Here is a 15,182-nt window from a genome sequence, read left to right on the forward strand (position 1 = left end):
TAGATCGTTTAGATAACGATGGTTTGTGGCGCATCTTTTGGACGCTCCACCACCTCACCAACTGTCCAAGCCTTAAGACCTTGCGCAGTTAATGATTTGATTGCTGTATCTACTTGATCAGGCGCAACAATCACAACCATACCGATGCCGCAGTTAAATACGCGCACCATTTCTACATCAGCAACGCCGCCCTTCATTTGCAACCAGCGGAAAAGGTCTGGCATTTGCCAGCTATCGCGATGTAAAACAGCTTGAGTATTTTCTGGAAGTACACGTGGCACGTTATCCACCAAACCCCCGCCAGTGATATGCGCCATTCCTTTTACATTAATTTCAGCAATCAATTTGAGAAGTGGCTTCACATAAATCTCAGTTGGCGCCATCACGACATCACCCAATGAACGACCACCTAAATCATCCGTTGGCTTTGCACCAGCACGCTCAATAATCTTACGGACTAATGAGTAGCCATTTGAATGCGCGCCACTAGAGCCAATTGCTAATACCGCATCACCAGGAACAATGGTTGCGCCAGTAATGATTTTGGATTTTTCAACTGCACCCACTGCAAATCCAGCTAAGTCATATTCACCTGGAGGGTACATGCCTGGCATTTCTGCAGTTTCGCCACCGATTAATGCGCAGCCAGATAATTCACAACCCTTGGCAATACCACCAACAACCGTAGCCGCTGTATCGACAGTCAACTTGCCGCATGCAAAGTAGTCCAAGAAGAAAAGGGGTTCTGCGCCCTGAACTAGGATGTCATTTACACTCATCGCGACCAAGTCTTGACCAATGGTTTCATGACGATTCCACTCAAAAGCAAGCCTTAGCTTGGTACCAACGCCATCGGTACCAGATACCAAAACTGGCTCTTTAAAGCGCTTAGGCACCTCAAAAAGGGCTCCAAAGCCACCAATTCCAGCCAAAACACCCTCGCGCATGGTTTTCTTGGCAAGCGGCTTAATGCGGTCAACCAAGGCATCCCCAGCATCAATATCGACACCAGCGTCACGGTAGGAAAGGCCTTTTGAGGAAGAATTAGTAGATGAGGTCATGTCAGCGCTGGAATATTAGTAAAAAATGCTACTAGGTCAGTAGAATCATTGAATTCTAGAGGATTACTCGTCATGGCTGAAATTTTTACCCCTTTTCTGGCTGCATTCATCCTTGCCTACATCCTGAGGCCTGCTTTTCTATGGCTGGAAAGAAGGCGCTTAGCCGCATCTTTGGCCGCAGCCCTCACCGTAGTTCTGGGTCTGACAGTCGTAATTGCGATTGTGAGCCTATTTATTGGCCTCCTCAAAACAGAAATTCCCCTAATAAAAGCCCAGCTACCAACATGGATAGCAAATACGCAAGCATGGCTAGGCCCAAAATTAGCTGATTTTCATATTGATGTTGATTGGGGCAGCCTAAAAAGCACCGCCTCTCAAAAAATTTCGGAACACATTAGCGACAATGCTGACTCTCTGATGAGTACTACGATAGATACCGTACTCATGTCGGGTAGCTCAGTAATTACTGGCTTTGTAAATTCCGTATTAATTCTATTTGTGATGTTTTATTTATTGATCGATTGGAATCAATTTTTTCAGTACGTCAAAAATTTAGTGCCTAAGCGCGCCCAAGAAACCGTACATCATCTTGCAATGCATACCGATGGACTGCTCTCGCAGTATCTCAATGGCATGGTGATTGTTGTCTCCATCATGTCCGCTTTTTATAGTATTAGCTTAAGTTTAATCGGCATTAGAGGTGCCGTTGCCTTGGGTGTATTTACAGCATTAATGATTGTGATTCCCTATATTGGTATCGCACTAGGATTCACGCTTGCTATAGTTTCGGCCCTTCTTCAATTTGGTCCGGGCTCAGAAATCATCGGCGTACTGGTCATCTATGGAATTGGGCAATTTTTAGAAGGCTTCTTCTTGACGCCCCGCCTAGTGGGCGAGCGTATTGGCTTGCATCCCGTTGCCGTTCTGTTTGCCTTGCTTTTTTTTGGCAAGCTATTTGGCTTCTTTGGTGTATTACTCGCCCTGCCAATTAGTGCGGTCAGCTTAGTCTTGGTCCAGTACTTATGGTCTATTTATACGCAAAGCTCTTGGTATCAAAAATAAATTTGGTAGTAATGAATACACCCCCGCTTCCAAAACAATTTGCGCTAGACATTAGCCACTCACCCATAGCTAGTTTAGAAAACTATCTTCCCGGGAAAGATCTCGCCTTAATTTCTGCTCTGCAAAATATTGAAAAATCTTGGGGCAAGGTCAGCGCTCCAAGCTCTGATAACCCACTCAATCAACGTTGGATTTATTGGTGGGGGCCAGAGGGTTCAGGTCGCACCCACCTACTCAACGCCATTGAAAATGCAGCCAAGCGTGCTGGTTTGTTATACATTACCCTCTCTCCCCTCGAGCCTACTGCTTGGGTTCGCTTAGAAGAAAAGATGAATGTAATGACTGAAAGTGATACCCCTTCAGTCATCACCGTTGATGATGTTGACCAGCTAGATGATCGTCTTGTTGGCTCCTTATTTCGGATCCTGAATGGCGTTCAAGGAAGCAAAGCGATTCATATTTTTATGGCCGGAAACGCTGCTCCAGCCAATCTCAAGCTTCGAGAAGACCTGCGAACCCGTCTGGGCTGGGGCTTAATCTTTCAAACGCAGCTTTTGGATGATGATGAGAAAATACAAGCACTAGAGGAAGCGGCCAAAGAGCGAGGGCTTGTTTTATCCCCCGATGTGTTGCCCTGGCTGTTAAGTCGCTTTTATCGCGATATGCCCAGCTTGATGGCATTGATGGATGCTTTAGACGCTTACTCCCTTGAAACAAAACGTGCTGTAACCTTACCCCTTGTTCGCGAGCTCTTGCAGCCCAAATAATTTATTAAATATCAATTCGTGACTCAGCTAGCCCTTTTCGATTTAGACCACACCCTTTTGCCTTGCGATAGCGATTACGAATGGGGCCAATTTTTGGCTCGCATTGGTGTTGTAGACAGCGAATACTATGCACGACAAAACGAGCGCTTTTATCAAGACTATAAAGAAGGCAATCTGGATATTCATGAGTTTCTGCGTTTTGCTCTTAAGCCACTCTCAGAACATTCACGCGCGCAACTCAAAGAGTGGCACGACGCGTTTATGAAAGAAGTTATTAATGGCCAACTCCGACAACAAGCAATCGATCTAGTAAAACGTCACCAAGATGCTGGTGATCTTTGCTGCGTGATTACTGCCACCAACAGCTTTGTGACACGCCCTATTGTTGAAAGCTTTGGCATTGAGCACCTGATTGCCACAGAGCCAGCCACCGCAGACAACCATCCATTAGGTAACTACACTGGGGAAGTCAAAGGCATTCCCAATTTCCGCGAAGGTAAGATTCAAAATCTACACGACTGGTTAGCATCGCAAAAACTGTCTCTAGATGCTTTACCTTATAGTTATTTTTATTCTGACTCGATGAACGATCTTCCTTTACTCGAAAAAGTAAGTCATCCTGTTGCCACCAATCCAGATGATCGTCTTCGCAACGAAGCTAAGCAGCGCAACTGGCCCATTCTTGAATTGTTTGCATGATCACTAAATTTATTAAACGTATTTTGCGGCGTGACCCGATGGTCAAGCATACGCAGGCCAACAATACTGGCGCCCCAAAGCGCATCCCTAAAAAAGCACATCGAATTGATCCGCATTTGCTTTCTAAGAATGCAGTCAAGGTAACGCACACATTGCAGCAGGCAGGATTTGAGGCATTTATTGTCGGTGGCGCTGTTAGAGATCTTGCTCTAGGTATCAGTCCAAAAGATTTTGACGTGGCAACCAATGCAACACCAGATCAAGTGCAAAGACTCTTTCGCAAAGCGCGCCTAATTGGTCGCCGCTTTCAAATTGTGCACGTGACTTTTTTTGGCAAAGGCCACCCTGAAATCATTGAGGTATCCACCTTCAGGGCCCTATTAGATAACGCTGGAGATCACGTAGCTGAGAGCGGCCGGATCCTGCGCGATAACGTCTGGGGCTCGCAAGGTGAGGATGCTGCAAGACGCGATTTCACAATCAACGCAATGTATTACGACCCTTCGTCCGAAACTGTTTTGGACTATCACGGCGGCATGGCAGATATGCAAAAGAAAACTTTGCGCATGATTGGCGATCCAGCAAAGCGCTATCGCGAAGATCCTGTTCGCATGCTCAGGGCAGTACGCTTCGCAGCAAAGACTGGCTTTGAATTAGATGGTGCTACACGCGCGCCCATCGCAAAGCTAGGCAAATTATTAAACGACGTCCCCTCTGCGAGGCTCTTTGATGAAATTTTGAAGCTCTTGATGTCCGGCTACTCTTGGGCAGCAATCCAAGGGCTCAAAGATGCTGGATTGCATCATGGTCTTCTCCCGCTCTTAGACCACATTCTGGATACAGGCGCAGACTCCAAGGGGGCCAATGATTTTGTAAAGCTGGCTTTGGCCAATACTGACGAACGCATTCAATCCGGTAAAAGCGTTTCTGCTGGATTTTTATTTGCCACCCTACTCTGGCCTGATCTACTAAAGAATTGGAAGGCCAACTCCGCTAAAGGAATGGCTAATATTCCTGCCTTGCATGATGCGATGGACGACACGATTGCCACTCAAAGTAGCGGCATGACGATTCAACGACGCTTCGAAAGCGATATGCGCGAAATTTGGTCTATGCAACCCCGCTTTGAGAGACGCGTGGGGCGCTACCCTTATCGCCTCATCGAATCCCCACGTTTTAGAGCGGGTTATGACTTTATGTTGCTCCGCTGCGCCACCGAGGAATTAAACCCAGCAATCGGGCAGTGGTGGGCAGACTTCATTGCAACCGACGTCACAGGGCAAGATAAGCTGATGGCTGGCGTCAAAAATGAATCTGGTAGCAGTCCAAGTCCTGCCAAAAGACGGCGTCGAAGAAAGCCAAAAGCGGCATTGCCCCCAGAGAGTGCAGCAAGCTAAGCAGACTTAGAGAAATTTCAGTAAAGTAGTTTCATCTCTAGTTTGGAAACCTATGGCACGGGCATATATCGGATTTGGCGGCAACATCGGCGACACGCGTCAGCTTATTACTGATGCCATTGTTTGCTTGGCATTGCGGTCCGAACTTCAAATCTTGGCAAAAAGCTGCTTTTATCAAAGTGCACCCGTTGAGGCTGCGGGCGGCGACTACATTAATGCCGTCATTGAGGTTGAGACTGAATTAAGTCCATATGGCCTATTACACGTTTGCCAAACCATTGAACAAGAATTTGGTCGTGAGCGCCCATATGCAAATGCCCCCCGGACTCTTGACCTAGACATCCTTTCGTTTGAAGGGGTTACTCAAAGCGAAACAGAATTGATGTTGCCGCATCCTAGAATTATCGAGCGCTCATTTGTGCTCCTACCCCTGCTGGAAATCGCTCCCGATATCTTTTTGCCTAACTGGGGCGAACTCAAGGCCTACCTACCCAACGTGGCACACCAAAGAATTGAAAAACTCCCCTGCAGGAACTGTAATTGCGGGGAAAAAGACGTTTATAGCCAAACGGCGCATTAATTCATTAAACTCTCGCCATGGGTTACTTACAAGGCGATAAGCCAATCACAATTACTAAGCTCCTCGCAATGCATGCTGAGGGTGAAAAAATTGCCATGCTCACAGCATACGACTCAACTATGTCAGCCCTTCTCAATCGCTGCGCTGTTGAAACGATCTTGATTGGTGACTCTCTTGGGAATGTCGTTCAAGGACACTCCAGCACTACACCAGTGACCATTAAACAAATGGCGTATCACACCGAATGTGTAGCCCGTGCTAATACCCATGCATTTGTCATTGCCGATTTACCCTTTGCTAGTTATGGCGATCCTATTCAAGCTTTAGATTCAGCGGCAACACTCATGCGTGCAGGTGCCGATATGGTGAAGTTGGAAGGCGGCGATTGGCAAGTAGACATCATTCGATATTTGGTTGAACGCAGTGTTCCTGTTTGTGCTCACTTAGGATTACTACCTCAATCAGTTCATGTCTTGGGCGGCTACAAAGTGCAGGGCAAATCTAAAGATGCGGCCAGCGTCATGCTTGAGCAAGCACTTGCCTGCCAAGAAGCTGGGGCGCAAATGGTAGTGTTGGAAGCAATTCCCTCTTCATTGGGTAAAAAGATTACTGCCGAGCTTCATATTCCCACTATCGGAATTGGTGCTGGTCCAGATTGCTCTGGTCAAGTATTGGTTCTGCAGGATATGTTGGGCATCAGCCCCGGTAAGCCGCCGAAGTTTGTCAAAAACTTTATGGATGGCCATCACTCCGTTGAAGCCGCCATCAAGACTTATGTGCGCGAAGTAAAGTCCGGGAAATTCCCCGGACCCGAGCATGGCTTTGCTGGCTAATTGGCAGCTTGGCTGCCAATTAGTTACTAGCTAAAGAAACTCTTTACACCATCAAACCAACCCTTTTGTTGAGGGCTGTGTTTGTCGCCAGCAGATTTCAGACTGTCGTCAAACTGCTGTAGTAATTTCTTTTGCTCTTCAGTAAGCTTAATCGGAGTTTCTACCAGAACGTGGACAAAGAGATCGCCCACCATGGTTGAGCGCAATCCTTTGATGCCTTTATTTCGCAAGCGGAAAGTCTTACCCGTCTGAGTTCCCTCAGGGATTGGAAACTCCACGCGACCAGAGAGTGTTGGCACTTCGATTTCACCACCGATAGTAGCTGTCGCAAAAGAGATTGGCATTTGTACATGCAAATCACTACCATCACGCTCAAAGACTTTATGCGGCTTAACACGCACCTCTACATAAAGATCGCCGGATGGTCCACCATTGACACCTGGTTCACCGTTACCCACTGAGCGGACACGCATTCCATCATCAATGCCTGCCGGTATTTTGATCTCAAGTGTTTTTTGTTCTTTGTGTTTTCCACTGCCGTGGCAAGTTTTACATGGCTTAGGAATGTACTCGCCAGTGCCGCGGCACTTAGGGCAAGTTTGCTGCATGGAGAAGAAGCCTTGCTGCACACGCACTTGACCATGACCATTACAGGTTGTGCATGTCTCAGCCTTAGATCCTGGCTCTGCGCCGGTACCATGACAAGGCTTGCAATTACTCCAGCTAGGTACACGAATTTGGGTTGTATAGCCTTCAGCCGCTTGCTCAAGCGTAATGTCCATGTTGTAGCGTAAATCTGCGCCTTTATAAACTTGAGGGCCAGAGTGACGGCCGCCGCCTTGACCGAAGATATCACCAAAGATATCCCCAAACGCATCAGAAAATCCACCGCCCCCGAAACCGCCACCGCCAAATCCGCCACCCATAGATGGGTCGACGCCAGCATGACCATATTGGTCGTAAGCCGCGCGCTTATTGGGGTCGGTTAAGGTTTCGTAAGCTTCTTTAACTTCTTTAAATTGGGCTTCAGCCGTTTTGCTATCGGGATTGCGATCAGGGTGATGTTTCATCGCCATCTTGCGATAAGCCTTTTTTAGCTCATCGTCACTGGCACCTTTTGCTACACCAAGCACTTCATAAAAATCGCGTTTACTTTTAGGCACGGCCTATTCCTCTCAACAACCTGAATGACACAAGTCGGCACGAGGCCGACTTGTTATTTAAGTACATCAAAACTACGTTAATGAATGTCTGATTACAGAATTACTTCTTGTCATCAACCTCTTTAAAGTCAGCATCAACAACATCTGCATCAGGGGCAGCGCCAGGGGCTGCGCCACCAGGAGCTGCGCCAGGTGCGGCACCACCAGCTTTAGCTTGCTCAGCCGCCATAACTTTTTCGCCTAACTTCTGACTTGCTTTACCTAAAGCCTCAGTTTTAGCTTCAATAACCTCTTTGTCGCTACCTTTAATAGCTTCGTCCAAGTCTTTTAAGGCTGCTTCAATCGCTTCTTTTTCGGAAGCCTCTAAGCTAGCACCATGCTCCTCCAAAGCCTTCTTGGTTGAGTGAGCCAAGGCATCTGCAGTATTGCGAGCAGTTACCAACTCAAGCGCTTTCTTATCTTCAGCAGCATTGGCTTCAGCATCCTTCACCATGCGTTGAATTTCTTCTTCAGTCAAACCAGAGTTTGCCTTGATGGTGATCTTGTTCTCTTTGCCAGTGGTCTTGTCTTTTGCTGTTACATGCAAAATACCGTTAGCATCGATGTCAAAAGTCACTTCAATTTGTGGCATACCGCGTTGCGCAGGAGCAATACCCTCAAGGTTAAATTCCCCTAGCAACTTGTTTGCAGCAGCCATCTCGCGCTCACCTTGGAAGCACTTAATGGTTACAGCAGGCTGATTGTCTTCTGCAGTGGAGTAAACCTGTGAATGCTTGGTAGGGATCGTGGTGTTCTTAGGAATCATCTTGGTCATGACGCCACCAAGAGTTTCGATACCCAATGACAACGGGGTAACGTCCAAGAGCAATACGTCCTTACGATCGCCAGACAATACAGAACCCTGAATAGCGGCGCCAACAGCAACGGCTTCATCTGGGTTAACGTCTTTGCGGGGTTCTTTACCAAAGATTTCTTTTACTTTGTCTTGAACCGCAGGCATACGGGTTTGACCGCCGACTAAAATCACGTCGTCAATGTCAGCCACGTTTACACCAGCGTCTTTAATGGCAGTTAAGCAAGGACCAGCTGTACGGCTGATCAACTCTTCAACCAAAGACTCCAACTTGGCACGAGTCAACTTCAAGTTCAAGTGCTTAGGACCGCTAGCGTCAGCTGTTATGTATGGCAAATTGATTTCAGTTTGCTGTGCAGATGACAATTCGATCTTAGCTTTTTCAGCGGCGTCTTTCAAGCGTTGCAATGCCAATACGTCTTTGCTCAAATCAACGCCTTGTTCTTTCTTGAACTCAGCAATGATCCAATCAATGATGCGTTGGTCAAAGTCTTCGCCACCCAAGAAGGTGTCGCCGTTAGTGGAGAGCACTTCAAACTGCTTCTCACCGTCAACGTTAGCAATCTCAATAATGGATACGTCGAATGTACCGCCACCCAAGTCATACACAGCGATCTTGCGATCCACTTTATCTTGCTTGTCCAAGCCAAATGCTAATGCAGCAGCAGTTGGCTCGTTAATGATGCGCTTCACATCTAAACCAGCAATACGGCCAGCATCTTTAGTTGCCTGACGTTGACTATCATTAAAGTAAGCAGGAACAGTAATCACCGCTTCAGTCACTTCTTCACCGAGGTAGTCTTCTGCAGTTTTCTTCATCTTGCGCAAGATTTCAGCAGACACTTGTTGTGGCGCCATTTTCTTGTCGCGTGCTGATACCCAGGCATCGCCGTTATCAGCGGCAATAATTGAATAAGGCATCAAGCCGATGTCTTTTTGCACTTCAGGATCGGTAAATTTACGGCCCATCAAACGCTTCACTGCGTAGATGGTATTTTTAGGATTTGTCACTGACTGACGTTTTGCTGGTGCACCAACCAATACTTCGCCATCTTCAACGTAAGCGATGATGGATGGAGTTGTGCGACCGCCTTCAGCGTTCTCAACAACTTTAGGTGCATTGTTTTCAACGACTGAAACGCATGAATTCGTGGTTCCTAAGTCGATTCCGATAATCTTTCCCATAATTGCTCCAAAAAATTAAATTGTTTGTTGTACTGATAAATATTTCGATACCCAGTAAATGGGGTCTAAAAAAGGGATTTCAAGGGGATAAAGAGCAAAAAAGGCAGAAATCTGCCTTTTTCTACCTTTTTTATGCCTTTTTTAGGGTTTTAGCCCTTATTTAGCTTATTTTGGGGCGCTGACCATCACTAAAGCAGGTCTGAGAACCCTATCAGCAACGGTATAGCCCCGTTGCAATACAGAAACCACCGTATTGGACTCCTGCTCGGAGGGTACCGAAGCAATTGCCTGATGGTGATGCGGGTCAAACTTGTCCCCAACCGCAGGATTAATTTCTGTCATGCGGCCTTTTTCAAAGGCAGATAGTAGCTGCTTAAGAGTAATTTCCAACCCCTCTTTGAAGGCTTTGGCATCACCAGCATCAGTACCTAATGCAGCATAAAGACTGTCAGTCACGGGCACCAAATGCTCTGCAAAACTTTCAATCGCAAATTTATGTGCCTTCGCAATATCTTCCACAGCACGACGACGAATATTTTCTCCTTCCGCCTTAGCGCGCAAGAAGTTGTCTTGCAACTCACTAATCTTTTGATTGAGTTCGGAAATTTCCTGTTCAGGCGTTTTTACAGACGGAATTTCAGCTACAGTTTCGCTAACTGGCTCTGTTGCAGGATTCTCTTGCTCTGGGGATGGGTGTTGGTTTTCTTGTGTCATGGACGCTATTTTACTTTTCTATAGAGATGGTTCTTACTTTGCAATATGGGGCTGATTGTTGCAATTTCAAGACTTCATTCTTTCAGCCAGCTCAGCCCTTTCATTGCGCTTCGCTAATTCAGCATCAGACTCCACGCCTAAAGACCAGCCTTGAAGATGATGATGGGCAATATCGCTCAGAGCCTCTATCCACTTGGGGCTACTGTTTAGACAGGGAATGTAGCGATAGTCTTTACCGCCATGCTCTAGGAAGATTTCGCGGGCTTCCATGGCGATCTCTTCTAGTGTTTCTAGGCAATCTGCCGGAAATCCAGGGCAAAAAATATCGATGCGCTGACAACCTTCTTTAGCCAACTTTTCAATTGTTGGAGCTGTATAGGGCTTTAACCATTCCGCCTTACCAAAGCGCGACTGGAAGGTCACAATATATTGTCCAGACTCTAAACCCAGAGACTCGCCCAGCAAGCGACCTGTTTTCAGACACTCGCAATGATAGGGGTCACCCTTCATTAAATTACGCTTTGGCAAACCATGGAAAGACATTACAAAACGATCGCCTTTTGCAAAATCTGGACGGCCATCTTTATCCCAGCTCGATAACACTTGATCACGCAATGCGGCAATATAAGCAGGGTTGTCGTGATAGTGCTTTACTGAACGCAGCTCAGGTTGATCGCGCCAAGTACTCAGAACACGAAAGACTTCATCAAAGCTAGACGCCGTGGTTGTAGCGGAGTATTGAGGGTACAAAGGCAATAACAATAAACGCTCCATACCTTGTGCCTTCAGGCTCTCCAGGACGACCTGTGTAGAGGGCTGGCCATAGCGCATTGCCAAATCCACTAAAACTGCATGGCCCTCATTGGCAAATTTCTCGCCCAATTCTTTCGCCTGCAAGCGTGAGTAATGCATTAAGGGAGAGCCTAACTTTGGCAACCAAATAGAGGCATATTTTTTCGCAGAAGCACTACTGCGAATTGGCAAAATAATGCCATTCAAAATGCACCACCAAATAATGTGCGGAATTTCTACTACGCGTGGATCTGATAGAAATTCTTTTAAATAGGCGCGCACTGCTTTAGATGTTGGGGCGGATGGTGTCCCCAAGTTCAAAAGCAACACTGCGGTTTTGGAAGCACGTAGATGCGGATTCGGATTCAAGATGTTCTGTCTCTGGTAATGAGTTTTAAAAATAAAAAGTTAGGCCTGCACTCAGGAGCTTAAGGCACCTGATAGTAATTTTGAGGTGATATCCACAATCGGAATCACTCGGTCATATGCCATCCGTGTTGGCCCAATCACCCCCAGCGTTCCCACTATTTGACCGTCCACGCTATATGGGGCACTGATCACAGCGAGGTCCTCATAAGGCAATAGATCACTTTCACCGCCAATAAATATTTGAATACCGTCCGCATGACTTGATACGTCGAGCAATTGCATGAGTACCGATTTTTGCTCCAACATGTCAAACATCTTGCGTAATTTATCGAGGTTGGAACTTAAATCCCCAACATTCAGTAAGCGACGCTCACCAGACAAAACCATGTCGCCTCGCCCCATGTCGTAATCAGCAACACCGGTTTGCAAGGCCAAAGCCATTAACCCAGCAATATCTGTACGTAAATTATCTAAGTCGGATTTCAGATGCATCTGCACCTGATCAAAACTTTTGCCGGCAAACTGGGCGTTAATAAAGTTACCCGCTTCAATAAGTTGGCTCGGCGTGTAATCCTGAGTAGTTGGCAATATGCGATTTTGCACATCTCCCTCTGGCGTAACCATGATAAGTAATATCTTGCCTTCACCCAAGCGCAAGAACTCAATATGTTTAAAAACCTGGGCTCGCTTGGGCGTCATGACCACCCCAGCAAAATGAGTCAAATTCGACAAAATCTGCGCTGCTGAGTTCAGGACCCTTTGTGGAGAATCCGGTAGAAGGCCTTTTTCAACCTCTCTAGCAGCCATCGCCTCCAAAGGGCGCACCGTCACCATGGTGTCTACAAACAGGCGATAACCCCGGGGGGTTGGAATACGGCCAGCTGAAGTATGGGGGCTGGTAACAAGTCCCATTTCCTCCAAATCCGCCATCACGTTACGAATAGTGGCAGCAGAGAGGTCCAAACCCGAAAATCTAGACAGTGTGCGCGAGCCAATAGGCTGTCCCTCCTCGATATAGCGCTCGATGAGAGTTTTTAGTAAGGCGCGGGAACGTTCATCCATGGTGGAAGGGATTTTATGCCTATGGTTTAATCGTTATATGTTAAGCCCATCCCCAAATTCCAGCAAAAAGGCATTTAGCCGGGTTGCGCTTGTCGGCAAATTTCATGCTGATGGCATTGAAGAGCACCTAAAAGACCTAGCCAAAGTGGTCTCAGGATTGGGTTGTGAGGTCTTTATTGAGTCTGAGACAGCCAATCACCTTGGCTTGAAAAGCTACCCCACAAAAACTGCGCAAGCCTTTGCAGGAGCAATCGACCTTGTTGTCGTTTTGGGAGGCGATGGCACCATGCTGGGCATTGCACGTCAATTAGCGGGCAGCAATGTTCCGCTCGTTGGAATCAATATGGGTCGTCTTGGTTATATGACTGATATTCCAATTCAGTCGGTTCAGACAACGCTACCCAAAATTATTTCCGGGGAATACGAAGCCGATACGCGCACATTGCTCGATGCCGTAGTTCTTCGTAATGGCAAAGAAATTAATCGCGCATTAGCGCTCAATGATGTTGTCGTGAATCGCTCTGGCATTTCAGGAATGGTCGAATTGGCAGTTCACGTCAATGGCTCATTTATGTATAACCAACGATCTGATGGCTTGATCGTATCGACCCCTACCGGCTCAACTGCATATGCGCTCTCAGCCGGCGGACCTATTTTGCATCCACATGTGGCGGGTATATTGCTTGTCCCGATTGCGCCACACTCACTTTCTAATAGGCCAATTGTTTTGCCACAAGATAGTGTCACGGTGATTGAGGTGGTCAATGGACTTGAAGTCATTGTCAATTTCGACATGCAATCACAAACCAATCTACAAAGCGGCGACAAGATTGAAGTGCGTCAGTCTGATAAAACTATTGATCTATTACACCCCAGCAATCACAGCGACTACAAGACTTTGCGTGAGAAATTGCACTGGAATGAATACCCATCGACTTTCTGATGTCGAGTTTTTTGCTACGCTAATACATGCTTCAAACCATCTCACTCCGTGACTTTGTCATCGTTGATCAGCTAGAGCTAGATTTCTCAAGCGGGTTTACTGTGCTCACCGGCGAAACCGGTGCAGGCAAATCAATACTGCTAGACGCCCTTGGCTTAGTGCTGGGTGAGCGTGCTGATAGCAGCCAAATACGTGAAGGCAGTAACCGCGCAGAAATCTCATCCCTCTTTCGGATTGAGCCAGAGTTAGTGCAATCGTTTAGTCAGTGGCTTGATGAGCAAGGATTCCCCATTGAGGATGAGGGCCAAAGCTTATTACTCAAAAGAACCGTAGAAAGTAATGGCCGCAGTCGTGCCTTTATTAATGGCAGCGTTGCGACGCTAGCGCAATTGCGTGAGGCCGGTGATCAGCTAGTGGACATTCACGGGCAACATGCCCACCAACTCTTATTAAAGGGTGGCGCTCAACGCGAACTTCTCGATCGCCACGCTGGCTTGTTGCCACTCTCTGCAGAAGTAGCCCAAACCTTCAAAACACTGGCCAATTCTCGTCGCCGTCTTGAGCAAGCAGAAAACGCAGGCCAAGACGTTGAACGCGAACGTGAGCGCCTTGAGTGGCAACTGGAAGAACTCACCGAACTCTCCCCGCAAGAAGGTGAATGGGTCAATATTCAAAGTGAGCACGCCCGCTTAGCAAATGGTGCAAAGTTAATTGGTAGTTGCCAAGAAGCAATTGAAGTATTGAGTGATGCCGATAATTCTCTGGAATCCACCTTGTCGAAGGTATGCGCCAATGTAGGCGCCCTCGCGGAGCATGACCCAGCCTTAGGCGAGATCAATCAAGCACTAGAGTCAGCCAGCATTCAGCTAGATGAAGCCATTCATGGTCTCAATCGTTACCTGCAAAAGATTGATTTAGATCCCGCTCGACTTTCCGAAGTTGAGGAACGCATGCAGGCATTGCATGGTACGGCTCGCAAATACCGCGCAGAGGTTGACGAACTACCAAAACTTCTTTTGGAGACATCAGAGCGACTTGATGCCTTAACCGCATCCCAAAATATTGAAGCACTCCGAGAGCAAGTTCAACAAGAAGAAGTTGTTTACTTAAAGCTCGCAAAACAGCTTTCACAAAAACGCAGCAAGGCCGCCAAAGAGCTAGGCGATTTAGTGACTAATGCCATGCAAGATTTATCAATGGCAGGAGGGCGCCTAGAGATCGCCTTGGCACCCCTTAGCGAAGGCGGATCCCATGGTCTTGAGCAAATTGAATTTTTAGTAGCCGGTCATGCTGGTAGCACTCCTCGCTCACTTGCTAAGGTAGCCTCAGGTGGAGAGCTAGCCCGCATTAGCCTAGCAATTAGCGTTATTACAAGCAAAGCCTCATTCACCCCCACACTCATCTTTGATGAGGTAGATGCAGGTATTGGTGGCGCAGTTGCTGAAACAGTAGGCAAACTATTGCACCAATTGGGTCAATCTCACCAGATCTTATGTGTAACCCATTTGCCACAGGTAGCAGCTCAAGGCAATCATCACCTCAAAGTCAGCAAATCTCAAAACAGCGAGAAGACGGTATCGCAAGTACAGATTTTGGGTAGGGCTGAACGGGTTGAAGAAGTGGCCCGCATGCTTGGTGGCGCTACTATTACCGATACCACTCGCCGTCATGCCCGTGAGTTGCTAGAGCAAAACTAAAGCTG

The 15,182-nt window shown here is 47.1% G+C and carries 14 protein-coding genes; 8 read left to right on the plus strand and 6 right to left on the minus strand.

Translation table 11 applies throughout. The features are described 5' to 3' along the window. Positions 1-8: 8 nt before the first annotated feature. Positions 9-1,061, minus strand: coding sequence for a phosphoribosylformylglycinamidine cyclo-ligase (gene purM / locus ICN37_RS04250; protein ID WP_216155121.1), 1,053 nt, complete (start codon positions 1,059-1,061; stop codon positions 9-11). 72 nt (positions 1,062-1,133) lie between these two features. Here purM and ICN37_RS04255 point away from each other — a divergent pair, with 72 nt between their 5' ends. From ICN37_RS04255 to panB, 6 genes are read left to right on the plus strand one after another with little or no spacing between them, the layout of a single operon-like run. Next, the gene (locus ICN37_RS04255; RefSeq protein WP_215320906.1) at positions 1,134-2,123 is read left to right on the plus strand and encodes an AI-2E family transporter; all 990 of its coding nucleotides are present in this window, start codon (positions 1,134-1,136) and stop codon (positions 2,121-2,123) included. Positions 2,124-2,134: 11 nt separating this feature from the next. After that, positions 2,135-2,890 carry a DnaA regulatory inactivator Hda gene (gene hda / locus ICN37_RS04260; protein ID WP_216155123.1) on the plus strand — a complete coding sequence of 252 codons (756 nt, stop codon included), beginning with the start codon at positions 2,135-2,137 and terminating at the stop codon, positions 2,888-2,890. 18 nt (positions 2,891-2,908) lie between these two features. Next, positions 2,909-3,589 (plus strand): HAD family phosphatase, encoded by a 681-nt coding sequence (locus tag ICN37_RS04265; protein ID WP_072582822.1) that lies wholly within the window; start codon positions 2,909-2,911, stop codon positions 3,587-3,589. Then, entirely contained in the window at positions 3,586-4,986 is a 1,401-nt protein-coding gene (gene pcnB / locus ICN37_RS04270; RefSeq protein WP_216155125.1) for a polynucleotide adenylyltransferase PcnB, read from the plus strand. Before ICN37_RS04265 ends, pcnB begins: the two co-directional genes overlap by 4 nt. A gap of 52 nt (positions 4,987-5,038) precedes the next feature. Next, the gene (gene folK, locus ICN37_RS04275; RefSeq protein WP_216155127.1) at positions 5,039-5,566 is read left to right on the plus strand and encodes a 2-amino-4-hydroxy-6-hydroxymethyldihydropteridine diphosphokinase; all 528 of its coding nucleotides are present in this window, start codon (positions 5,039-5,041) and stop codon (positions 5,564-5,566) included. Positions 5,567-5,583: 17 nt separating this feature from the next. After that, complete coding sequence (panB, locus tag ICN37_RS04280; protein ID WP_216155129.1) at positions 5,584-6,399, plus strand: 3-methyl-2-oxobutanoate hydroxymethyltransferase; 816 nt, start codon at positions 5,584-5,586, stop codon at positions 6,397-6,399. 26 nt (positions 6,400-6,425) lie between these two features. Here panB and dnaJ read toward each other — a convergent pair whose 3' ends face one another. The 5 genes from dnaJ to hrcA all read right to left on the minus strand — a co-directional run bounded on the left by dnaJ (position 6,426) and on the right by hrcA (position 12,537). Beyond that, positions 6,426-7,562 carry a molecular chaperone DnaJ gene (gene dnaJ, locus ICN37_RS04285; RefSeq protein ID WP_216120391.1) on the minus strand — a complete coding sequence of 379 codons (1,137 nt, stop codon included), beginning with the start codon at positions 7,560-7,562 and terminating at the stop codon, positions 6,426-6,428. Between the two features lie 100 nt (positions 7,563-7,662). After that, entirely contained in the window at positions 7,663-9,600 is a 1,938-nt protein-coding gene (gene dnaK / locus ICN37_RS04290; RefSeq protein ID WP_216155131.1) for a molecular chaperone DnaK, read from the minus strand. 165 nt (positions 9,601-9,765) lie between these two features. After that, entirely contained in the window at positions 9,766-10,314 is a 549-nt protein-coding gene (gene grpE, locus ICN37_RS04295) for a nucleotide exchange factor GrpE (RefSeq protein ID WP_216155133.1), read from the minus strand. A 66-nt stretch (positions 10,315-10,380) separates the two neighbouring features. Further along, positions 10,381-11,475 carry a ferrochelatase gene (gene hemH, locus ICN37_RS04300; protein ID WP_216155135.1) on the minus strand — a complete coding sequence of 365 codons (1,095 nt, stop codon included), beginning with the start codon at positions 11,473-11,475 and terminating at the stop codon, positions 10,381-10,383. A 51-nt stretch (positions 11,476-11,526) separates the two neighbouring features. Then, positions 11,527-12,537 (minus strand): heat-inducible transcriptional repressor HrcA, encoded by a 1,011-nt coding sequence (gene hrcA, locus ICN37_RS04305; protein ID WP_216155137.1) that lies wholly within the window; start codon positions 12,535-12,537, stop codon positions 11,527-11,529. Between the two features lie 37 nt (positions 12,538-12,574). Here hrcA and ICN37_RS04310 point away from each other — a divergent pair, with 37 nt between their 5' ends. Together ICN37_RS04310 and recN are read left to right on the plus strand one after the other, a co-directional pair. Continuing rightward, positions 12,575-13,480 (plus strand): NAD kinase, encoded by a 906-nt coding sequence (locus tag ICN37_RS04310; protein WP_215320928.1) that lies wholly within the window; start codon positions 12,575-12,577, stop codon positions 13,478-13,480. A gap of 26 nt (positions 13,481-13,506) precedes the next feature. Then, entirely contained in the window at positions 13,507-15,177 is a 1,671-nt protein-coding gene (gene recN / locus ICN37_RS04315) for a DNA repair protein RecN (RefSeq protein WP_216155140.1), read from the plus strand. Positions 15,178-15,182 lie beyond the last annotated feature (5 nt).

It is taken from the genome of Polynucleobacter sp. P1-05-14 (assembly GCF_018881675.1).
In the GTDB taxonomy this organism is placed as follows: domain Bacteria; phylum Pseudomonadota; class Gammaproteobacteria; order Burkholderiales; family Burkholderiaceae; genus Polynucleobacter.

Excerpts from the sequence above, each read along its gene's own strand:
- hrcA (WP_216155137.1), bottom strand. The coding sequence starts at position 12,537 with ATGGATGAACGTTCCCGCGCCTTACTAAAAACTCTCATCGAGCGCTAT.
- ICN37_RS04255 (WP_215320906.1), top strand. The coding sequence starts at position 1,134 with ATGGCTGAAATTTTTACCCCTTTTCTGGCTGCATTCATCCTTGCCTAC.
- folK (WP_216155127.1), top strand. The coding sequence starts at position 5,039 with ATGGCACGGGCATATATCGGATTTGGCGGCAACATCGGCGACACGCGT.
- dnaK (WP_216155131.1), bottom strand. The coding sequence starts at position 9,600 with ATGGGAAAGATTATCGGAATCGACTTAGGAACCACGAATTCATGCGTT.
- purM (WP_216155121.1), bottom strand. The coding sequence starts at position 1,061 with ATGACCTCATCTACTAATTCTTCCTCAAAAGGCCTTTCCTACCGTGAC.
- ICN37_RS04310 (WP_215320928.1), top strand. The coding sequence starts at position 12,575 with ATGTTAAGCCCATCCCCAAATTCCAGCAAAAAGGCATTTAGCCGGGTT.
- grpE (WP_216155133.1), bottom strand. The coding sequence starts at position 10,314 with ATGACACAAGAAAACCAACACCCATCCCCAGAGCAAGAGAATCCTGCA.
- recN (WP_216155140.1), top strand. The coding sequence starts at position 13,507 with ATGCTTCAAACCATCTCACTCCGTGACTTTGTCATCGTTGATCAGCTA.
- pcnB (WP_216155125.1), top strand. The coding sequence starts at position 3,586 with ATGATCACTAAATTTATTAAACGTATTTTGCGGCGTGACCCGATGGTC.
- hda (WP_216155123.1), top strand. The coding sequence starts at position 2,135 with ATGAATACACCCCCGCTTCCAAAACAATTTGCGCTAGACATTAGCCAC.
- panB (WP_216155129.1), top strand. The coding sequence starts at position 5,584 with ATGGGTTACTTACAAGGCGATAAGCCAATCACAATTACTAAGCTCCTC.